Annotated in this window: 18 protein-coding genes; 5 read left to right on the forward strand and 13 right to left on the reverse strand. The window is 42.4% G+C overall.

From position 1 onward, the window contains the following. Nucleotides 1–81: 81 nt before the first annotated feature. Both RE317_RS04000 and serS read right to left on the reverse strand, forming a co-directional pair. The gene (locus RE317_RS04000; RefSeq protein WP_005839387.1) at nt 82–1299 is read right to left on the reverse strand and encodes an MFS transporter; all 1218 of its coding nucleotides are present in this window, start codon (nt 1297–1299) and stop codon (nt 82–84) included. 140 nt (nt 1300–1439) lie between these two features. Next, nucleotides 1440–2714, reverse strand: a complete 1275-nt coding sequence (gene serS, locus RE317_RS04005; protein WP_005839384.1) for a serine--tRNA ligase — start codon at nt 2712–2714, stop codon at nt 1440–1442. A 119-nt stretch (nt 2715–2833) separates the two neighbouring features. Here serS and pnuC point away from each other — a divergent pair, with 119 nt between their 5' ends. Both pnuC and RE317_RS04015 read left to right on the forward strand, forming a co-directional pair. Further along, on the forward strand, nt 2834–3406 hold the full coding sequence (gene pnuC / locus RE317_RS04010; protein ID WP_005851764.1) for a nicotinamide riboside transporter PnuC: 573 nt from the start codon (nt 2834–2836) through the stop codon (nt 3404–3406). Next, the gene (locus RE317_RS04015; RefSeq protein WP_005839379.1) at nt 3393–4028 is read left to right on the forward strand and encodes a thiamine diphosphokinase; all 636 of its coding nucleotides are present in this window, start codon (nt 3393–3395) and stop codon (nt 4026–4028) included. The genes pnuC and RE317_RS04015 overlap by 14 nt, the downstream gene beginning before the upstream one ends. Nucleotides 4029–4085: 57 nt before the next feature. Here RE317_RS04015 and rpmA read toward each other — a convergent pair whose 3' ends face one another. From rpmA to RE317_RS04065, 10 genes are all read right to left on the reverse strand, one after another. Beyond that, complete coding sequence (gene rpmA, locus RE317_RS04020; RefSeq protein WP_005839377.1) at nt 4086–4349, reverse strand: 50S ribosomal protein L27; 264 nt, start codon at nt 4347–4349, stop codon at nt 4086–4088. A gap of 21 nt (nt 4350–4370) precedes the next feature. Beyond that, a complete protein-coding gene (gene rplU / locus RE317_RS04025; protein WP_005839375.1) occupies nt 4371–4688 on the reverse strand; it encodes a 50S ribosomal protein L21 in 318 nt (105 codons plus the stop codon). Between the two features lie 213 nt (nt 4689–4901). After that, nucleotides 4902–6971 carry an HAD-IA family hydrolase gene (locus RE317_RS04030; RefSeq protein ID WP_308821637.1) on the reverse strand — a complete coding sequence of 690 codons (2070 nt, stop codon included), beginning with the start codon at nt 6969–6971 and terminating at the stop codon, nt 4902–4904. A gap of 55 nt (nt 6972–7026) precedes the next feature. Next, a complete protein-coding gene (locus RE317_RS04035; protein WP_008781820.1) occupies nt 7027–7539 on the reverse strand; it encodes a C40 family peptidase in 513 nt (170 codons plus the stop codon). Continuing rightward, nucleotides 7536–8243 (reverse strand): ABC transporter ATP-binding protein, encoded by a 708-nt coding sequence (locus RE317_RS04040; RefSeq protein WP_005839367.1) that lies wholly within the window; start codon nt 8241–8243, stop codon nt 7536–7538. The genes RE317_RS04035 and RE317_RS04040 overlap by 4 nt, the downstream gene beginning before the upstream one ends. Before the next feature lie 12 nt (nt 8244–8255). Continuing rightward, on the reverse strand, nt 8256–9743 hold the full coding sequence (locus tag RE317_RS04045; RefSeq protein WP_012055789.1) for a DUF5687 family protein: 1488 nt from the start codon (nt 9741–9743) through the stop codon (nt 8256–8258). 9 nt (nt 9744–9752) lie between these two features. Further along, nucleotides 9753–12572, reverse strand: coding sequence for a pitrilysin family protein (locus tag RE317_RS04050; RefSeq protein WP_032937694.1), 2820 nt, complete (start codon nt 12570–12572; stop codon nt 9753–9755). Nucleotides 12573–12602: 30 nt separating this feature from the next. Next, nucleotides 12603–13550, reverse strand: coding sequence for a thioredoxin-disulfide reductase (gene trxB / locus RE317_RS04055; RefSeq protein ID WP_005839361.1), 948 nt, complete (start codon nt 13548–13550; stop codon nt 12603–12605). Between the two features lie 69 nt (nt 13551–13619). Next, a complete protein-coding gene (locus tag RE317_RS04060; protein ID WP_005839359.1) occupies nt 13620–14234 on the reverse strand; it encodes a LolA-like putative outer membrane lipoprotein chaperone in 615 nt (204 codons plus the stop codon). Between the two features lie 16 nt (nt 14235–14250). After that, nucleotides 14251–16716, reverse strand: a complete 2466-nt coding sequence (locus tag RE317_RS04065) for a DNA translocase FtsK (RefSeq protein WP_005839358.1) — start codon at nt 16714–16716, stop codon at nt 14251–14253. A gap of 104 nt (nt 16717–16820) precedes the next feature. Here RE317_RS04065 and RE317_RS04070 point away from each other — a divergent pair, with 104 nt between their 5' ends. The 3 genes from RE317_RS04070 to RE317_RS04080 are packed head-to-tail and all read left to right on the forward strand — an operon-like array spanning nt 16821 to nt 19205. Then, a complete protein-coding gene (locus tag RE317_RS04070) occupies nt 16821–17384 on the forward strand; it encodes a DUF5063 domain-containing protein (RefSeq protein WP_005839356.1) in 564 nt (187 codons plus the stop codon). Beyond that, entirely contained in the window at nt 17381–18031 is a 651-nt protein-coding gene (locus tag RE317_RS04075) for a 3'-5' exonuclease (protein ID WP_008781822.1), read from the forward strand. The genes RE317_RS04070 and RE317_RS04075 overlap by 4 nt, the downstream gene beginning before the upstream one ends. Then, nucleotides 18021–19205 (forward strand): class I SAM-dependent rRNA methyltransferase, encoded by a 1185-nt coding sequence (locus tag RE317_RS04080; RefSeq protein WP_005839352.1) that lies wholly within the window; start codon nt 18021–18023, stop codon nt 19203–19205. Before RE317_RS04075 ends, RE317_RS04080 begins: the two co-directional genes overlap by 11 nt. A 652-nt stretch (nt 19206–19857) precedes the next feature. Here the strand turns inward: RE317_RS04080 and RE317_RS04085 are convergent. Further along, nucleotides 19858–20646 (reverse strand): bifunctional 2-polyprenyl-6-hydroxyphenol methylase/3-demethylubiquinol 3-O-methyltransferase UbiG, encoded by a 789-nt coding sequence (locus RE317_RS04085; RefSeq protein ID WP_008669485.1) that lies wholly within the window; start codon nt 20644–20646, stop codon nt 19858–19860. Nucleotides 20647–20695 lie beyond the last annotated feature (49 nt).

Here is a 20695-nt window from a genome sequence, read left to right on the forward strand (position 1 = left end):
CTTTTGTGAGGGGCGGCTGATCCTATCATGATAAATCCGTTTTTGATTTTGTTGCAGTTTGTTCTTGATGTGAAAAAGAGATTATTTCTTTGTTCTGATTTTATATCCTATCATTCCATAATATAGGATGAAAAGGAAACAGGGAACACAGATCCAGTAGGAGGTCTGGAAGCTAGTTGCATCTTGAACCACACCGCGCACCCATGGCATAACCGCTCCACCGGCAATAGCCATGGTTAGCAATGAAGAGCCGGCTTTGGTGAATTTGCCGAGATCCGCCATTGCGAGAGGCCATAATGCGGGCCACATTAATGAGCATCCTAATGCCATAAAGAATATGCAATAGATTGAAATTTCAGCCGGCATGGTTGCTACTAATGCAGAACCAATGATGGCTATGATGGCACATATTTTCATTGCGGTAGCCTGGCTCAGATATTTAGGGATTAAGGTTGCGCCGCAAATGTATCCTACTACCATACCGATGGAAGGGATAAATCCGTAATTGTCACCCGGCAGCTCCAATGCTTTGGCATATCCGGTTGCAGTTGCCAAGGCTATGGTTTCCACACCTACATAAAGGAAAAGAGCAAGTACTCCTAATAGCAAGTGAGGAAATTGCATGATGGAAGTTTTACCTTCTGCATACGGACAGGCAACCGCTTCTTCCGCATCTGTGGCGGCATCCTCTCCGGCAGCTTTTACTTCAGGCAGTGGAGCCATTAAGGCAATAATGCCTAATACAACGAAAATACCGACAATAATACCAAATGGCTGGAACAAATCTTCCATTTTTATTTGGTCTATGGTTTTGCCGATTACTAAGGTAATAAAAAGAGTAGTAGCAGGCCAAGCCAGTTTGTTGCAAATACCCATGATGGAAATACGTTTTGCGGCAGACTCTATAGGTCCAAGAATAGTTACATATGGATTTACTGACGCTTGGAGTACTGCATTGGCGGCACCACAGATGAATGAGGCGAAAAGAAACCATACAATAGATTCTGTTGCGGCTGCTTGGATGAATAATCCGAAAGCGATCGCGAAAATGATGAATGAAAGAGCCATTGTTTTTTTGTAACCGATGGCTTCAATGCATTTGGTGGCCGGTATACCAAAAATTAGGAATGGAACAAACGTGGCGGCAAGCAGAAGATTGGATTCTGAAGCCGACATTTCCATTGACCGTTCTAATACCGGCATTAGGAAAGAGTTAATGCCCAATGCAAAACCAATTGCAAAAAACATCATGCCTACAAAGGCAAGAGGTACCATGAAATTTTTCTGTGAAGTATTCATAATAATAGGTTAAATGGTTAGTAATCAGGTTGAAATAATAAAAAAAGAATGTCATTCTGCATACAAGACAGAATCTGTCGGGAAAGATCGGATTCTGAATAATACTCAGAATGACATTCAATATATGTAATTAGCTGTTATTAGTCAATCATCTCGAATCCGCAATAAGGAACTAATGCTTTAGGGATACGGATACCTTCCGGAGTCTGATTATTTTCTAATAAGGCTGCAACAATACGCGGCAAAGCCAGTGCGGAACCGTTCAAAGTATGGCATAATTCTGTTTTCTTTTCGGCAGAACGGTAACGGCATTTCAGGCGATTAGCCTGATACGTATCGAAATTGGATACAGAACTTACTTCCAGCCAACGCTGTTGTGCTTCCGAATAAACCTCAAAGTCAAAGCAAAGTGCAGCTGTAAAACTCATATCACCACCGCAAAGGCGGAGAATGCGATAGGGGAGTTCTAATTTCTTCAACAGGCCTTCTACATGGTCCAACATTTCCTGATGTGACTGTTTGGAATGTTCGGGTTTGTCAATGCGTACCAGTTCTACTTTTGAGAATTCGTGCAAACGGTTCAACCCACGTACGTCTTTGCCGTAAGATCCGGCTTCACGACGGAAACATTGAGTATATGCGCAATTCTTGATAGGCAATTGTTTTTCGTCCAAAATCACGTCACGATAGATATTGGTTACAGGAACTTCTGCGGTTGGAATCAAGTACAAATCATCTACTTCACAATGATACATTTGTCCTTCTTTGTCGGGAAGTTGTCCTGTTCCGTAGCCCGATGCGGTGTTTACTACCGTCGGTGGCATGATTTCTTCGTAACCGGAAGCGCGGGCTTCATCCAGGAAGAAATTGATTAATGCGCGTTGAAGACGTGCCCCTTTACCTTTATATACAGGAAAACCTGCCCCTGTGATTTTCACGCCCAGGTCAAAATCTATCAAGTCGTATTTTTTGGCAAGTTCCCAATGGGGAAGCGCATTCTTGGGGAGTTCGGTTTCCATACCGCCCATTTTTTCCACCACATTGTCTTCAGCGCTTACACCTTCGGGCACACTGTCATAAGGAACATTGGGAATGGTGTAAAGCAGGTTGGTCATGTCTTCCTGTGCTTTGTCCATTTCTGCTTGTAAAGCTTTGCTGGTTTCTTTGATTTCGGCTACACGTGCTTTAGCTGTTTCAGCATCTTCTTTCTTCCCTTCTTTCATCAGTTGCCCGATAGATTTGGAGAGCGAGTTCACTTCTGCCAGGTTTTTATCTAATTGATTCTGCGTGCTACGTCTTTTGTCATTGAATGCAAGCACTTGTTCTATCGTTGCTTTTGCATCTTTAAAATGCTTCTTTTCCAGTCCGCGGATTACCTCTTCCGTATTCTCTGTAATTTGTTTAATGGTAAGCATATCTTTTCAGTCTTTTTGATATTTCTTGAATTAATGGACAAAGATAGATAAAAAAATGGTAAGGTGTATGAGTTATTCGTTACTTTTGCATCCGGATTAGAAAATGAAAAGTAAGAAAGATGAATTATCTTGAGATAGCGGGCGCTTTAATCGGTCTGCTTTATTTATGGTTTGAATATAGGGCGAGCATTTGGTTGTGGCCGGTCAGTGTCATTATGCCTGCCATTTATATAGTTGTTTATTATCAAGTGGGTCTGTATGCCGATTCTGTTATCAGTATCTATTATTTGTTGGCTGGAATTTATGGTTGGTGGATGTGGTTGCGCCATACGCCGGATAAAGGGGAGAAGCCTGTTTCCGGCACACCGTCTAAGCTGCTGTTGCCTATGTTTGTTGTGCTGCTTGTGGTGTTTGTGCTGATAGGGATTATTCTCGAAACTTGTACAGATAGTACGGTGCCCTGGTGGGATAGTTTTACAACAGCACTTAGTATTATTGCCATGTGGATGCTTGCACATAAATATGTGGAACAATGGTTGGCATGGCTGGTTGTTGATGCTGTTTCTTGTGGTATCTATATTTACAAAGATTTATATTTCACTTCTTTTTTGTATGGACTTTATGCGGTAATCGCTTGTTTCGGTTATTTGAAGTGGAAACAATTAATGAATTTATCTTATGAAAGAGTATAAATTACCGATAGGATGTGACGTGCCGGAAACAATTATTCTGGCTGATGGTGATTTCCCTTCCCATCCGTTGGCACTGGAGTGGTTGAGGCAGTGTCCTTATGTGGTTTGTTGTGACGGGGCAGCAAATACTTATATTCGTTCAGGTAGAATGCCGGAAGCCATTGTTGGCGATGGCGATTCTTTATTGCCGGATATTAAAGAGCGATATGCTTCGTTGATTCATAGTGAGGCAGAGCAGGAAACAAATGATTTGAGTAAGGCATTTCGCTTCTGCCTGTCACAGGAGAGGAAGCGTATTACTATCATGGGGGCTACAGGAAAAAGAGAAGATCATACAATAGGGAATGTCAGCTTGCTGGCGGATTATATGGAGCAGGCGGAGGTTAGTATGATGACTGATTATGGTATCTTTGTTCCCATAAGGGAGGACAGTATGTTTGAATCTTATATCGGTCAGCAGATTTCTGTTTTTAATATGAATAGTACGGCTTTATCTGCCGAAGGGTTGGCTTATCCTTTGTCTGTGTTTACCAATTGGTGGCAAGGGACTTTGAATGAGGCATTGGCCAGGCATTTTATAATCCGGACTGAAGGTAAGGTCTTAGTGTTCAGGGTATTCTAAAAGAAAAGACTCTTCAAGGAATGAAGAGTCTTTCAATTTTTTTTATTTTGTAACTGATTATGCTTCTACAGCCGGAACAACAGAAACAGATCTTCTGTCATTGCGACCTACTTTGAAACATACTGTACCATCTACTAAAGCGAAAAGAGTATGGTCACGTCCCATACCGATGTTTTCACCCGGATGGAATTCTGTACCTCTCTGACGAACAATGATGTTACCTGCTTTACAAGCCTGTCCACCAAATATCTTAACGCCTAATCTCTTACTTGCTGATTCACGGCCGTTCTTAGAACTACCTACACCTTTTTTATGTGCCATTTCTTCTTAAATTTTAAATGATTAAGCAATAACTTGTTTAATAGTTAACTCTGTAAACTGCTGGCGGTGACCGTTCAGTTTTCTATAACCTTTTCTTCTCTTTTTGTGGAATACAAGTACTTTGTCGCCTTTTACCAGCGGAGATACTACTTCACAAACTACCTTGGCACCTTCTACAGTAGGAGCACCTACAGTTACTGTTCCATTGTTGTCTACCAACAATACTTTTTCAAATTCAACAGTTGCGCCGTTTTCTGCGTTCTGAATGTGGTGTACAAACAGTTTTTTGCCTTCTTCAGCTTTGAACTGCTGACCGTTAATTTCTACAATTACGTACATCTTTTTATAATATTAAACGGTTTTCTCCGTAAGGTGGAATGCATCACTGCCTTCACTTTTCTACCTCATCGGACTAAATCGGGCACAAAATTACTATATTTATTTATATCTGCAAAGAAAAAACATCTTCTTTTTTCTTGTACTCAATGTTTTTATTCATATTGCATTTTGTGGATGCGCGATTGTATAAATAAGGTTTGTGTGATTGTACTTTTATTTACCCCATTGTATAATATAGGCTATCAATACAATGATGCCTATAATGATAGAACAGACTAGCAACAGTCCCAAAAAGCAATACCAAAACATGATTATTGTACGGCAGAAGCTTTTCCACCAGGAAAGTCCGAACAGTTGGCGGTAATCCCAGACAAATAATATAAAGATTGCTTTGTAACTTAAATCAAAAATATCATTCAAATGTGCTGTTCCGGTAAATGGCAGGATCAGTAAAGAAATCCATAAGATTTGGCAGGCTATATAAACTTGTGCAAAAAAGTTTTCCGTCAGATTTAGTCTACGTCCGATAGAGGTCCGGCAGAAGCTTAACCGGGTGCTTATTGTAAAAAGAGGGAGCAGAGCAAGGATGCTGAAGGCTTTGTTGCCATGTATCCAACTTTTCATCAGGTTACCGACTGCAGAGAGAAAGCTATTTTCTGTGAAATAATTGTTAGTCATTTCGTTAAAGACATTTTTCATTTCACTTCCGGCTTCGCTCAAATCATTCCAGATATCTTGATCTTCATAGGGATTATCTTGTTGGGCCATGTTTGCCAATATGTTTTTTCTTATTTCCGATATGGTTGAGTCTTGTTTGTTGGCTTCTCTTCCTAAAGTGGCCATCCGTAAGCTATCTTGTCTTGCCAAAGTCGTACCAATTTCTTTCATCAGACCTCTCCAGTCATCAATCTCGCCGTTTTTTGCTTTTATTTTTTGTTTAAGCTCCTTTTTTATTTGTTTGCTTATTTCTTTTTTTAGCTCATTGGGGTCTTGATTGCTGAATTTTGCATCGATTTGTGCTTGTATTGATTCTGATAAACTGTGAGTTTGGGCCCACTGTGCACTGTCTGCATAGGTAATACTTTGTCCTAGATAATATTTGGTACAACTGTCTGATGTCTGTTCCTGTTGGTACTTGATGTCGTCCATCAGGCTGGCGATAGTAGGCTCTTCTTCCATTTCCTTTTCCGATAGTTTTATCGCTGCCGGGTCAATGAGTTGTACGCCCATGATGTATAGAGCAGCCAGAACGAACAAGGTTTGAAATGGTTTATAGTAATGTACACGTTTTCCCTTCAGATAATCCCGTATCATGTATCCTGGTCGGTAGAGTAGTTCTATCAGGTTACGGCTGAAACCATGGTCTATGTTAAAGAACCCACTTAAAATATTCTGAAAGGCATTTCGTATGGTAAAACGTGGCGTGTGGCGGTTTTGTCCGCAATGGGGACAATAATTTCCTTGAAACGTGTTTCTGCAGTTCTTACAGACGCAACATGTCGGATTTTCTTTTATTTCATGTTTCCCTCTTATTTGTTTTTGATGGAGCAGTTTGTAGAAGGCTACTATTTTTTGGGGAAAACAGGAAGAATAAAAGAACTTTTCCGGAAAATGTTTGTCTGGTTCGTGAGGGGTGAATTTATGAATTAATGGAAGTAACGAAAGATTGTCTAGTATTTGCCGGTGTGGGTAGACCATCAGTTCTTCGCGGGTTGTCATGCCATTGAGCACACCTACGAAGTCTACTTTGGCTGCTTGGGCGGTTTCTGCGTCCACTGTGCTGTCACCGATGTAGAGTGTTTCGCTTTTCCGGCGATGCAGCCGGCGTAGTGCTTTTTTTATACCTTGGGGATCTGGCTTGGCTTGCTTTACATCCTCTCCTCCGATAATAATGTCAAAAAAATCTTTCGGAAAATGTTGGTCTACCATTTCGCGGATACGAAAACGGAATTTAGTGGAAATGATACCTATTTGGGCACCTTGGCTTTTCAGTGTTTTCAGCACGGTAACCGTTTCAGGAAAAAAGAAAGTGTTGACAGTCATGTATGTATCTGCTTCCTTTACATATTCTTTTTTATATTCGGCTAATGTTTCGGGAGTAGTGATTCCGCTCAAAATACTGAATGAATCTTCCAGTGTTTTTCCAATGGTGCGTTTTATGGCTTCATCACTGATGCCCGTATGCCCATGGCGTTCCAGTACATTACGAAAGCAGATAACGATGCCGCGTGAAGAATCGGCTAGTGTGTAATCAAAATCAAAAAGGTATGTTGTGTATTTCATTCTTTCAAATTAAATTCATTTTAGTGTAATGAATATATTGTCCGCAAGGATCTTGTCAAGGACGGCCTCCACTTAACCAGTGTTTACGGTAATAATCTTCATTCAGGCTGCTGATTATGACTCCCCGGCTGGTACTGGCATGGATGAACTTATTATCTTTCAAATAAATACCTACATGACTGGCAATCCGTTTTTTTCTGCCGTTATGGAAGAATACCAAATCTCCTTCGCGCAAGTTTCTCTTACTTACTTTATGGCAATCTTGGGTACGTTGGTCATCCGAATTACGTTTCAATTTTTTGTGGTATACCTTTTTATATAAATGTGAAGTCAGTCCGGAACAGTCCACTCCCCGTTTGCTGTTACCACCGCCACGGTAGGGGACTCCCAGCCATGCTGCTGATTCTACGTACAGTTGGTGATTGTCTTTCATGTCAATATCCATATTCAGACGGATGGAGGCACGCGCCAGTTCTTTGTAGTTATAACGTGGGGCAGAGGTACCGCATGAAACCAACAACATGGCCAGTGTACCTAATACCAGCAAATGGGATAGTAGTTTTTTCATTCTGTTACATTAAAATAGTCCTCTAATTCCTTTTCGGCGGAATTCCCTTTATTGTCAATATCTCGGATAATCTTTCCGTTTTCCAACAGAGCGATGCGTGGGCATATATCTACTGTGTGGTTCAGATTATGGCTGGATACCAGTATGGTGGCTCCGGTTTCTTCATTATAAGCTTTCAGTAAATGCTTGATAATGGACTGCGAACTAGGGTCCAGAAAGTTGAACGGTTCATCTAGAACCAGTACCTGCGGTTGGTGCAGCATAGCCGAAATGATACCTATTTTCTGTTTGTTGCCTGCCGAATAGTTACGAATCAGTTTTTTTTGTCCGATGACTTCGCCATTCATAAAACGTTCAAACCTAGCGACACGTTTATCTACTTCTTCTTTTGTTAGTCCGTACATTTTTCCTACAAAGTAGAAATATTCTTCGGGGGTAAGATAATCTATCAGGAAACCTTCGTCAATGAAAGCTCCCGTTATATTTTTCCATTCCTCACTCCGGCTCACATCGATGTTTCCGATATGTACACTGCCTCCGTCGGCTTTCAGCAAGTCCAGCATCAGGCGGAACAGGGTCGTTTTTCCTGCTCCGTTATTGCCCACCAGTCCCAACATGTTACCGCTTTGAATGGAGTAATTTTCTATGTCTACAGCCACTTTCGGGCCAAAGTTCTTTTGTAATTGGTTTATTATGATATTCATACGCAATTCGTTTTAACGTGAGTCACGGAAGCCTTCCATATTCTCATAACGGCGCTTCATGAAACGGTTATAGATATTTTTTATCCAAATATTGTGGGTTGCAATCAGTAACAACCCTATAATCATCATGATGATGCAGGCTGTATCCTGTTCAAAGAAAGCTGTCAGAGCTTTGTTGATAATCAAGGGCAGGAAAAAAGCACATGAGATGATAATGGTCTGGAATAAGGAACTTCCCCGATTGCTTCGCATGACATTGGCGTTTAACGGGAGTGTCTTTTTATTGTACACAGCCAGTTGCAGCATCATGGCGAATACGAATCCTGTTGTAAACAGCATATAGGATAGAGCCATGAGGAAGGGTATCTTGCCCTTAGCTACAGGGATCATCATAATCAGGAAAGGGATGAACACGATGATGCAGTTCAGGTAATACTTGGCACGAAGCAAGTTATAGATAGATTCCTTACGGCTCATAAGACCATCCAGATAGTTGCCCTCAAAAGACATCACTTGCCCCAGGGTCATGATACTTAAAATGGCAAAATTGTATATGCAGATAAAATTTATCATTCCTGTTCCGTCATACACATCCGTGAAGGCAATCAGTGCCGAAAAAGCCAGCATGATGATAAATCCCATGCGGAATTGTGTCTTTACGGTTTTGTTACGGAAACACAGTTTTAGTTCCAGACGTAGATATTCACCTACGTCACCATAGCGGTCCAGGAATTTATATTCGGATACATGCTTCATCTTGGTGTCTTCCACTTTGGCTATTTCATTATAGATGAAGTGTAGCTGTAGCTTGCGATTTACTAGCAGAAGTAACAGAATGGCTGCTATGACACCTAGAAAGGCGAGTATGTTTCCTTCTATAAATCCTTCTCCCAAATTCATCATGAACGTGGAAACCGGGTTTCCTTCGGGAATAAATTCAGTTCCCGCTAATAATCCGTATACTCCGATCGGGAGAAGTATATAAAGCAGTTTCTCATTCAGTAAAGTTTTGCATATCAAATACCAATAACTGTTCATAACCATCAGAAGCCAAATGCCGCACAGATAGCATAGGATGCCCGTGAGTCCGTAGAAACGGATAATCGTAAGCAGAGCAAAAGGTATGATCAGGAAAAACCAGAAGAAATTGTAACTGCTGATTCCAGATTGTAGTAACAGGGTATCCACCAGCTTATTCTTTTTTACCGGCATAAGCAGATAGGGCTTGATCTCTTGCGACATGGCCGGTTGGAGCATGAAGCGTAACAGGAAATCAAGTATCAGAAGATAAATCAATCCTTGGTTCATAATATGGTAAGGTTCCATGCTGGGAAAGATATCTTCAAAAGCAAAGGACAGCATGACCCCGATAAAGATGAGGTATGCTGCCCAAAAAGCGACCATAAAGTAAATTAAAAACTTGGCGAAGCGGTTCCTGTCAAATGCAGGATTCCGCTTGGCCGCAAGTTTTTGATTCTGTCTTATAATAGATAGAAGCATAGGCTTGGATTATTTTGTTTCTTCCGAGGTCATGCTTACTTCTACACGGTTATTCTGTTCCAACAAGGCTTTGGTAAATTCTTGCAGATCTTTAGCAGTAATGCTGTTTACGGTATTTGTGTAGCCGGTGTTCATGTCTGTCCCTTCCCAGAAATATTCACCCAGTATATTTACCCAATAACTGTTTTCTTTGGCATTTTCCTTGTATTTCTTCAGCATGAATTCTTTTACCTTGTTCAAATTTTCGGCAGACGGTCCTTGGTCGACAAACTGATTCAGTTCATTCAAAATGATATCCGTCATTTTGGCACGTTTGGCAGGATCGGTATCGAAATAGATTTGCAGAACCGCTTTCTCTTTTGGATATTTGGTCAGACTGCCGAATGCGCTTACTCCGTACGTACCGCCTTCTTTTTCACGCACACTTTCGGTATACATGATATTCAGTATCTGTGAAAGCATACTCATCATGATTTGGTTTTTCAGAGTATATGCACATTTACCATTGTTGATAACCAGTACAGAGGCTTTGGGCGTTTCCAGTTTTTTGCTGAAAATGTTCTTATAGTCGCCTTGGCGCATATCAATGTGATTGTCACGGAAGGTTTCCTTGCGGTTGACAGAAGGCAAAGCTCCCAGATAAGTTGCAATTAACGGCTCTACTTCTTCCGGTTTGATGTTTCCTACAAAGATGAAAGTAAAGTCGCTGGCGTCTTTGAAACGGTCTTTGTACATCTCCATAACTTTGGTATAGTCAATCTTGTCCACCATATCGGCTTTCATACGGATAGTACGCGGATGTCCCATATAGAGGGCTTTTTGCAACGTATCCTGTAAGGCAGTCATGGGGTTGGCCTCTTGATTTGCCAAAGATGCTTGCAGACGGTTCTTGAATGAAGTGAATGCATCATTGTCCATTCGTGGAGCCGTGAATGACAAATAGACTAATTGCATCAAGGTCTCAAAATCTTTGGGTGAGCAGCTTCCGCTCAGCCCCTCTGTATTGCCACCGACAGAAGCACTTACACTCGCTTTTTTACCTGCCAATACTTTCTCCAGATCAACATTGCTGAAGTTACCCAAACCGCCGATACTTGCCACATCATTCATGACATTGATATTGATAATTTCATCATTCGGGAACAAGGAACTGCCACCCGGACTGAAAGCTCTCATTCTGATTTCATCCGCTTTGAAATCGGTCGACTTTAAGATAACGCGTACTCCATTGGATAGAGTCAGGATAGTAGAACCGAACGGACCATTTTCCTGTTTTGTAATCTTTCCACCTTGGGGCTTTTCAGAAATCAAAGGTTCATCAGAAACTTTGTCTTCATAAGCAGTCAGTGTTTCAGCTTTTACCTTATTGACAGCAGCCAAAATTTCTTCCTTGGATGGAACTTTTAATCCTTCCTTTTCTGGGAAGAATACATTTACTACCAGATTGCTGTCGGTAACCAAGGCCGGGATCAGACTGTTTACCATTTCCACAGACAGGTTGGGGACGATCTGATTCATAATGGCATATTCATTTTCAATACCTGGAATCGGTTCGTTGTCAATGAAGTGGCGTACATATTCATCCACGTATGCACCGTTTTTCACTTTATTGCGTTCGTTGTATGCAGATTCTAGCATACGCAGATAATCCGCTTTGGCGCGGGCATATTCGGACGCGGTGAAACCAAATTTATGGACCCGTTCAATTTCGCGTACAATGGCAGTTATTGCACTGTCAATTCCATCTTCTTTGCTTGCTACTATTCCTGTAAAGGCATCTTTTGTTTTGGAAATCAGGAATTCTTGGTCGCTGACTTGAGCGAAGATGAAAGGAGGATTGGCTGTTTGGGTCAGTTCGTTCAGACGGGCGTTCAACATATTTTCTATCATGGATTTCATGTAGTTCACTACCAGATAATCCATGTTTCCCTTTTGTTCATTAGGAATAGCTTCATGTTTGTAGCATAAATAAGCTACTGGGTTTGCCTGTTCTTTATCTGTTTCTATTGCTACAATAGTTTCCTTATTGTCGGGAACTTGGAAGTATTCTCGTTCTGCCGGGTTGTCTGGCATTTTAATAGGAGAGAATATCTTCTTAATCTTTGCCTCAATCTTGTCTACATCTATATCGCCTACTACGACAATACCCTGTTGGTCCGGACGATACCATTTTTCATAATAATCGCGTAATGCCTGATAAGGGAAATTGTCTACTACTTCCATAATGCCGATGGGAAGCCTATAGGCATATTTACTTTCCGGATAAAGGGTAGGGAGGGCTTTTTCGTACATACGCATCATAGCGTTTGTGCTGGTACGCCATTCCTCATGAATCACACCGCGTTCGCTGTCTATTTCCTTAGGATCCAGTGTCAGGTCGTCGGCCCAGTCATGCAAAATCAGCAAACAAGAATCTACAACGCCGTCACGTATCACGGGAACATTGGAAATATTGTATACGGTTTCATCTATGCTGGTATAAGCATTCAGGTTTTCACCGAATTTCACCCCTATGCTTTCCAGATATTGGATGAGGGTTTTGTCGGGAAAGTTTTTAGTCCCGTTAAAGCACATGTGTTCTAAGAAGTGTGCCAAGCCTCGCTGGTTGTCTTCTTCCAAAATGGAACCTACTTTTTGAGCGATGTAGAAATCGGCTCTTTTTTCCGGGAGTTCGTTGTGACGGATGTAATAAGTCAATCCGTTGTCCAATTTACCGATGCGAACGTTAGGGTCCGTCGGGATGGGAGGCATTTGCTGTTGTGCAAAGCCCACCGACACGCTGCCTAGAATAATCCAGGCAGCTGCCATCTTCCTTAGAAAATGTGTCATAGTGTTTGTTGTGGGGTTAGTTTGTTTTTATTATAATAAGTCGTTGGCAGATAGGTATCTTTCTGCTTCTATGGCAGCCTTGCAGCCACTTCCGGCAGCAGTGATAGCCTGACGATAATGCGGGTCGGCCACATCACCGGCAGCGAACACACCGGGAACCTTCGTACGCGGAGTACCTGCTTCTGTTATAATGTAGCCTACTTCGTCTGTGTCCAAATAATCCTTGAAAATGTCTGAATTGGGTTTATGGCCGATAGCCAGAAAGAATCCGTCAATAGGCAAGTCATAACGTTCTTCGTTGCATTCACCCTGACGCTTTACCAAATGAACACCTTCTACGCCATTCTCTCCGTATAAGCCGACAGCGTTGTGCTCGAACAGTACCTTGATGTTAGGATGGTTCATAACACGTGCCTGCATAATCTTGGATGCGCGTAAGAACGGTTTGCGTACAATCAGGTAAACCTGTTTGGCCAGTCCTGCCAGATAGACAGCCTCCTCGCAAGCAGTGTCACCGCCACCTACTACAGCTACGGTTTTCTTGCGATAGAAGAAACCGTCGCAGGTGGCGCAGGCGCTTACACCCATTCCGGCATATTTCTGTTCGTCTTCCAGACCTAGATATTTGGCGGTGGCACCTGTGGATATAATTACAGTTTCTGCCTCAATCACTTTTTCGTCATCAATGGTGATACGGTAAGGACGTTTGCTCAGGTCGGCGGAGGTTGCAATGCCATTGCGGATATCCGCGCCGAAGCGTTCTGCTTGTTTGCGCAAGTCCTCCATCAGTTGGGTACCGCTGATACCTTCGGGATATCCGGGGAAATTTTCCACCTCGGTAGTGATGGTCAACTGGCCTCCGGGCTGTAGACCTTCATATAAGACCGGGGCGATGTTGGCACGTCCTGTATAAATGGCGGCGGTGTAGCCGGCAGGACCTGAGCCGATGATAAGGCATTTAACTTTTTCTGTACTCATAATACTTATTTCTTTACTTAATTTAATTTGATGAATATTATATTATCTCTCTATCTTGAACTCTGCTTGTTATCGTAAGTCTATCACTTCGGCATTTGGGAATTTCTTTTTATCAAACTTGAATGTCGCATTGTCCAGCGGCTGGTTGGTTTGGTAAGAAGTGACGATAATCTCATTTGCCGATTTATTACTTTGTTCTACCTTTATATATAAAGGCTGATATGTTTGGGAAACGAACAAGGTGATGGATGTGATATCCTGTTTATTCTCCGGAGTCAGTATCACTTCAAACCCCTGTTTGCCGTTACGGCTTTTGATCCCTGTATACTTATAATTATATCCGCTTTTGTAAATGGATAACAGTGCATAAGGATTGATGGTTTGCAACTCTTCCGGGGTAGGATTGCTCACATTCACTTCTTCGCTGCTTTCCAGATAACTCCATTGCGTTGTTCCGTCAAACCAGCTTTGTATTCCGCCACTGTTCAGATAGAACCGGTTGCCTTTTAGCAATAAGGTTCCATTTCCTGTCCCTCCAAAGGTGGCACGGATGCCTCCGGCCTGTTGCAGGGCATTGGCGGTTTTGTCCAATATCTCCCGTGCCTGTTTGTCCTTTTGTGCGGATAGGCTGACTGAAAGGAAAAGGATTAATACCAGTAAATATGTTCTTTTCATTTTTATCATAACATTATTAAACAACTTATTGTTGCAGATTGTTCAATTTCATTTCCAGGTCTGTTTCATCCATGCAGAGTACGTCACGCGCCTTGCTTCCTTGAGTGGGGCCAACAATTCCAGCTTTTTCCAGTTGGTCCATGATACGTCCCGCACGGTTATAGCCGATAGAGAACTTGCGTTGGATTAATGAGGTAGAGCCTTGCTGGTGAATCACGACCAGTCTGGCTGCGTCTTCAAACATAGGGTCTAACCGGTTCATGTCTACTTCGCCAACGCTGCTTTCACTCTCTTCGCCTACATATTCGGGCAACATGAATGCGGTGGTGTATCCTTGTTGTTTACTGATGTAATTGGCTATTTTTTCCACTTCAGGAGTATCCACGAATGCACATTGCACACGTACCGGATCATTACCTTGCAAGTAAAGCATATCTCCCTTACCAATCAGCTGTTGTGCTCCCGAACGGTCCAGAATAGTACGTGAGTCCATCATGGCAGCTACACGGAAGGCAACACGTGCCGGGAAGTTAGCTTTGATAGTACCGGTAATAATGTTCGTTGTCGGACGCTGGGTCGCGATAATGGCATGTATGCCTACTGCACGTGCCAACTGGGCGATACGGCAGATTGGTAATTCCACTTCCTTACCCGCAGTCATAATCAGGTCACCGAACTCATCAATGATAATCACTATGTAAGGCATGAAGCGGTGTCCTTTTTCCGGATTCAACTGCCGGTTGATGAATTTCGCGTTATATTCCTTAATATTACGGCAACCGGCTTTACGCAGCAAGTCGTATCGGCTGTCCATCTCTATACATAGTGAGTTCAAGGTTTGTACCACTTTGGTAACATCGGTGATAATCGCGTCTTCTCCATCCGGCAGCTTGGCCAGAAAATGCTTCTCAATCGGAGCATAGATAGCGAACTCCACCTTCTTGGGGTCTACAATTACAAACTTAAGTTCTGCCGGATGCTTCTTATATAATAAAGAGGTCACGATGGCATTTAATCCTACGGACTTACCCTGTCCGGTAGCGCCGGCTACCAACATATGGGGGGCTTTTGCCAAGTCCACCATAAAGACTTCGTTCGTAATGGTCTTGCCTAATGCCACAGGCAGCTCATAGGTGGTTTCTTGGAACTTTTTGCTGTTCAGGATGGATTTCATCGGTACAATGCGCGGATTGGCATTCGGAACCTCAATACCGATAGTGCCTTTGCCCGGTATCGGAGCAATGATGCGGATACCCAGTGCCGACAAACTTAATGCGATATCATCCTCCAAGTTCCTGATTTTAGAGATACGTACCCCCTCTGCCGGAGTAATTTCGTATAATGTGATGGTAGGACCTACACTTGCCTTGATGGAACTGATTTCAATACCGAAGCTACGTAAAACCTTGATGATGCGGTCTTTGTTGGCGTTTTGCTCTTCCATGTCAATATTAGGACCATCATCTTCATATTCATTTAGCAAATCCAAACTAGGGAATTTGTAGTTTTCCAAATCCAGACGAGGGTTGTATGGTGGAAGTACGGGACCTTTGTACGCCTCGTCTTCTTCATTTGTTTCTTCACTGATTGAAAAATCAGGTTCATCTGTATTTTCAACTTCCTCTTCTTCGTTTGTGTAGGCAGGTTCTTCTATCACTGCCGGTTCGGTAACCTGCTTGCTCTCAAAAGGGAAGGGCACTTGTTCTTCCACTTCCTCTTCTTTCTTTGTCGGCTGTTCTAATTCGAAATCTACGATAGCAGGACCGGGATTAGAGAATTCTTTCCTGGATTCTTCCTTCCGGGGAGCTTCTTTAATCGGATTTTCTTCAGTCGCAGAAATTGTTTGATCCTCTTTTTTCTTTCGTCTGAAGCTGGGACGCAGTGCTTTACGGATAACCAGTATGGTTTCGTTACTTAAATAGATAAAGAACAATAGTGCCGCTATGAACAGCAATAATCCCAAACCTGGAATCCCAATTTGTGAAATCAGCCAATTGCTTACATTATGTCCGTGCAATCCCCCCGGATAGATAAAACTATCCCCAAAGGTGCCGTCAAAAATAAATCCCAATGTGATAGAGAACCAGATGAGCAGGATAGAACAGGACATAAACCATTTCCAGATACGGAACTGGTAAGCTTTCATTAATTTCATACCCACTACGGCCAGGAATAAAATGATAAAATAAGCAGCTAAGCCGAAACATTCGTTTATAAGGAATTCGGCAAGTTGTGCACCGCGTGCTCCGGCGTAATTTTTTACATGATTGGCGGTTTGCATCAGTTCACCCGGCTGCTGATTATCCAAAATACTTTGGTCGGCGGCCCCCGTAAAGAAGAAAGAGGTAAATGCCAGTAACAGATAAACTGCAAAAATTACACTGATCAATCCGATTACAAAATGTGTGGTTTCGTTCTTTAAAAAAGCGGAGAATCGTTTGGTAGATACCTTTTTAGGCTCTGTCTCCTTATCTGATTTTTTCTTTGCCATAGGTCTTCGTTCTATTTATTATTTCGCAAATGTACATGAAAAACATTAATTATTGCCTTATTTAATCTCTTTTTTCTTAACTTTGCGATTCAATTTTAATGTTTATGGAAAAGTACAGTCAGGTGATATTTGACAAAAATACAGTAGAGTTTGTAACGGTAGCCGCCGAATTTTGTGGCTTTCTGGAACGTGCCCGTGATATGAAACGCTATGACTTTGTAGATACCGCCTTAAAAATACTTCCGTTGCTTTATTTGAAAGCGACTTTGTTGCCTCCGTGTGAGCCGATAGGAGAGGACGAACCCGAAACCTTCGTTACTGAAGAAGATTATGAACTGATACGTAGGGCTATAGCCGGTGTGTTAGGAGCCAAGGATGATTATCTGGAAGTGTTCTTGCCGGATATGGTGTACAGTGACACGCCCATCAAAAAATGTATTTCAGAGGATTTGGCAGATATCTATCAGGATTTGAAGGACTTTATCAGTGTGTTCCAACTGGGCCTGAATGAAACGATGAACGATTCTTTAGTGGTCTGCAAGGAACATTTCAGAGAGTTTTGGGGACAACGGCTGGTAAACACTATGCGTGCTTTGCATGATGTGAAGTACAGCCCTGCCGATGATGGCGAGGAGGAAGAAATGGAAGATGAGAATTCATTATTATGAAACAAATAAAGAAAACGATTACTAAAGCCGAGATAGCAGCAATGCCCAAGGTGCTTTTTCCGGGACGCATCTTCGTGATTTATACCGAGAGTGAGGCCGAAAAAGCGGTAGCCTATTTGAAAGATCAACGCATAGTGGGAGTGGATACGGAAACACGCCCTTCTTTTAAACGCGGTACTACCCATAAGGTAGCTTTGTTGCAAATATCTACGCAAGATACCTGTTTCTTGTTTCGCCTGAACCGGATAGGTATGCCCGATTCTCTGCAAGAGTTTTTGATGAGCGATACCTTGAAGATAGGTTTGTCTCTGAAAGACGATTTTAACTCGTTGCGGAAACGTGAGGATGTGCATCCCGACCGGGGAAACTGGATAGAGTTACAGGACTATGTAGGACGATTCGGCATAGCTGACCGGAGTCTGCAAAAAATCTTCGCCAATTTGTTTGGCCAGAAGATTTCAAAAAGCCAGCGTCTTTCCAATTGGGAGGCGGATGTGCTCAGCGAGGGACAGAAACTATATGCAGCCACGGATGCGTGGGCTTGTGTGGAAATTTACAATTGCCTGACGGAATTGGAACGTACGGGCGGTTATGAGATAACAGAGGAAGAACCAATAGAAACAACAGTAAATACAAATGGCTTATAAGAAAGTATACCTGAAACCGGGTAAGGAAGAGTCGTTAAAGCGTTTTCATCCGTGGGTATTCTCCGGAGCTATCCAGCGCATTGAGGGAGAACCCGAAGAAGGCGAGATAGTGGATGTGTACACTTCGAAGAAAGAGTTTATAGCTTGCGGGCATTTCCAGATAGGAAGTATTGCCGTGCGCGTGCTCTCTTTCAAGGAAGGTGAGATTGATCATGAATTTTGGAAGCATAAACTGGAAGTGGCATACGATTTGCGCCGCAGTTTGGGTTTGGCCGGTAATCCTGCAAACAATACTTACCGTCTGGTTCATGGCGAAGGAGACAACTTGCCGGGCTTGATTATTGATGTATATGATCATACAGCTGTGATGCAGGCACATTCGGCCGGAATGCATGTTTACCGTATGGAGATAGCCGATGCCTTGTCCGAGGTGATGGGGGATGTAGTCCGGAACATTTATTATAAATCAGAAACCACATTGCCTTTCAAGGCGGATTTGGGACCGGAGAATGGTTTTATCAAGGGGGGAAGCTCCGAAAACATAGCGATGGAATACGGCTTGAAATTCCATGTGGATTGGCTGAAAGGTCAGAAAACAGGCTTTTTTGTGGATCAGCGTGAGAACCGCCATTTGTTGGAGCGTTATGCCAAAGGGCGTAATGTATTGAATATGTTCTGCTATACAGGAGGCTTCTCTTTCTATGCCATGCGTGGAGGCGCGAATCTGGTACATTCGGTAGACAGTTCGGCAAAAGCTATTGATCTTACCAATATGAACGTGGAATTAAATTTTCCGGGTGATACCCGTCATAAGGCGTATGCTGAGGATGCTTTTAAATACCTGGATCGTATGGGGGATCAATATGATTTGATAATTCTTGACCCTCCTGCATTTGCCAAACACAAGGATGCTCTCCGCAATGCATTGCGCGGCTATACGAAATTGAACGCTAAAGCATTTGAGAAAATCAAACCGGGAGGCATTCTGTTTACTTTCTCTTGTTCGCAGGTGGTGGATAAGGTGAATTTCCGTAATGCGGTATTTACAGCTGCCGCACAAAGCGGACGTAGTGTGCGTATTCTGCATCAATTGACCCAGCCGGGAGATCACCCCGTAAATATTTACCATCCTGAAGGAGAGTATTTGAAAGGGCTGGTGTTGTATGTGGAATAATTTGATTGGTTTGTATAATCATATATAGTACAAAGGCGTTTTTACAGAATTTGAAACTGTAAAAGCGCCTTTAAAATTTAAATGATGTTAATTGAAAGCAAATAATTGTAGTGTTATTATGTTTGATAACATAAAACTACTTATCTTTGCACTGTGTTTTTCATGGTATTAGATTTAAGGTTAATGAAGATTGGGTGTCTGGGATAGATACCCTTCTTTTTTTATATATGATATAGGCCGTTTTTTTAGGCTTCTTCTTCCTGAAAAAAAGATTTGCTCTGTTTTTTCTTCCACTTCTTACATTTTCTCTTTTGGGGTGACAGCCCTCTGTTGGTTCTTCTTCAATGCTGTCGGCATAGTTTGTTCTGCCTGGGTTTAAAGCTTTATATACGCTCTCCTAAGTCTTTTCGGGCTGATGATTAAGGGGATTTGTACGGTTATGTAGTACAGACTCCGGCAGTGGACTGTACAGTCGCCTATAGTAGACTGTATAGTCTATTCCAATCGTCTGTACAGTCCACTGCCGGAGTCTGTATTAGGTGGCTGGAAGAAAAAGCTTAATGTAACAGAAGAAAATGCTTAGATGGCGGGTTATAACATCTTGGTAATTATAGTGTTGGTATAAACATGAAAGTAGTATAAATGGGTTGCCTCAATCATGAAGCTCACGGTGGCGCGTTATATAGAAACAGGAGGTGCTGAAGTAATTTCTGATATATTTTAACTGTGCCAGTACAGGATATAACTTTCGTGGCCGCAGATGGAACTTTTGTTGGTAGTGTGGATTGATGAACCATAATTGTCTGTCGGTTATTTCGTATCCATACTTTTCAGCAAGTTGTTCAAAGGTGTCTATGGTCATGCGGCAGCGTTTGATGTCTGATAATTCTTCAATACATGATGGTGTTTCATGGAAACATTTGAGCAGAAACCGATAGAGTATACCGGGACATAAATGAATGAAAGGGAGAGAGGAGACGAACCGGTTGTGGCAAATTTGCTGATGTCCGCCAAATGGCATTTGCCAAGACGGGAATTCCCAGAATATGATGCCTCCCTTAGCTAGAAGAGGAGAGAGGCAACGGAAGAATTCTTCTTTGTTACTGATGTGTTCAATAACATCGTGTATCAGGATGAGCTGGTAACGGGAAGCTGAGGAAAAGTTGAAGAAATCCGTTGTGGTGAATTCTCCTTTGTAGCCGGAGGCGGCGAAGAAGGTTTCTGCCTGGTGTATGCGACTGGCTGCACGGTCTATTCCTGTTACCTTGCAGCCTAGTTCGGCAAAGGGAAGCAGGTTGCCTCCTTCTCCGCAACCTATTTCCAGTATGTGGGTGGAAGGGCTGAGGGAGATAAATTGTTTCACATAGTCTATATAGAAACTACGGGACGTATTCGCTAGCTCGTTAAAATAACATTGTCTGTCTTTATGTCTTTTTTGCATGGTTGTTTTTTATCTTATAGATACAAGGATGGACAAAAGACTGCATGAA

It is taken from the genome of Phocaeicola sp. GP0067 (assembly GCF_031119655.1).
Taxonomy (GTDB): domain Bacteria; phylum Bacteroidota; class Bacteroidia; order Bacteroidales; family Bacteroidaceae; genus Phocaeicola; species Phocaeicola vulgatus.

Bases quoted from the DNA above. Each gene is read 5' to 3' on its own strand.
- RE317_RS04070 (WP_005839356.1), top strand. From the start codon at position 16,821: ATGGAAAAGTACAGTCAGGTGATATTTGACAAAAATACAGTAGAGTTT.
- RE317_RS04000 (WP_005839387.1), bottom strand. From the start codon at position 1,299: ATGAATACTTCACAGAAAAATTTCATGGTACCTCTTGCCTTTGTAGGC.
- RE317_RS04085 (WP_008669485.1), bottom strand. From the start codon at position 20,646: ATGCAAAAAAGACATAAAGACAGACAATGTTATTTTAACGAGCTAGCG.
- RE317_RS04080 (WP_005839352.1), top strand. From the start codon at position 18,021: ATGGCTTATAAGAAAGTATACCTGAAACCGGGTAAGGAAGAGTCGTTA.
- RE317_RS04040 (WP_005839367.1), bottom strand. From the start codon at position 8,243: ATGAATATCATAATAAACCAATTACAAAAGAACTTTGGCCCGAAAGTG.
- RE317_RS04030 (WP_308821637.1), bottom strand. From the start codon at position 6,971: ATGAAATACACAACATACCTTTTTGATTTTGATTACACACTAGCCGAT.
- rpmA (WP_005839377.1), bottom strand. From the start codon at position 4,349: ATGGCACATAAAAAAGGTGTAGGTAGTTCTAAGAACGGCCGTGAATCA.
- rplU (WP_005839375.1), bottom strand. From the start codon at position 4,688: ATGTACGTAATTGTAGAAATTAACGGTCAGCAGTTCAAAGCTGAAGAA.
- trxB (WP_005839361.1), bottom strand. From the start codon at position 13,550: ATGAGTACAGAAAAAGTTAAATGCCTTATCATCGGCTCAGGTCCTGCC.
- RE317_RS04075 (WP_008781822.1), top strand. From the start codon at position 17,381: ATGAAACAAATAAAGAAAACGATTACTAAAGCCGAGATAGCAGCAATG.
- RE317_RS04065 (WP_005839358.1), bottom strand. From the start codon at position 16,716: ATGGCAAAGAAAAAATCAGATAAGGAGACAGAGCCTAAAAAGGTATCT.
- RE317_RS04060 (WP_005839359.1), bottom strand. From the start codon at position 14,234: ATGATAAAAATGAAAAGAACATATTTACTGGTATTAATCCTTTTCCTT.
- RE317_RS04050 (WP_032937694.1), bottom strand. From the start codon at position 12,572: ATGACACATTTTCTAAGGAAGATGGCAGCTGCCTGGATTATTCTAGGC.
- pnuC (WP_005851764.1), top strand. From the start codon at position 2,834: ATGAATTATCTTGAGATAGCGGGCGCTTTAATCGGTCTGCTTTATTTA.
- RE317_RS04015 (WP_005839379.1), top strand. From the start codon at position 3,393: ATGAAAGAGTATAAATTACCGATAGGATGTGACGTGCCGGAAACAATT.
- serS (WP_005839384.1), bottom strand. From the start codon at position 2,714: ATGCTTACCATTAAACAAATTACAGAGAATACGGAAGAGGTAATCCGC.
- RE317_RS04045 (WP_012055789.1), bottom strand. From the start codon at position 9,743: ATGCTTCTATCTATTATAAGACAGAATCAAAAACTTGCGGCCAAGCGG.
- RE317_RS04035 (WP_008781820.1), bottom strand. From the start codon at position 7,539: ATGAAAAAACTACTATCCCATTTGCTGGTATTAGGTACACTGGCCATG.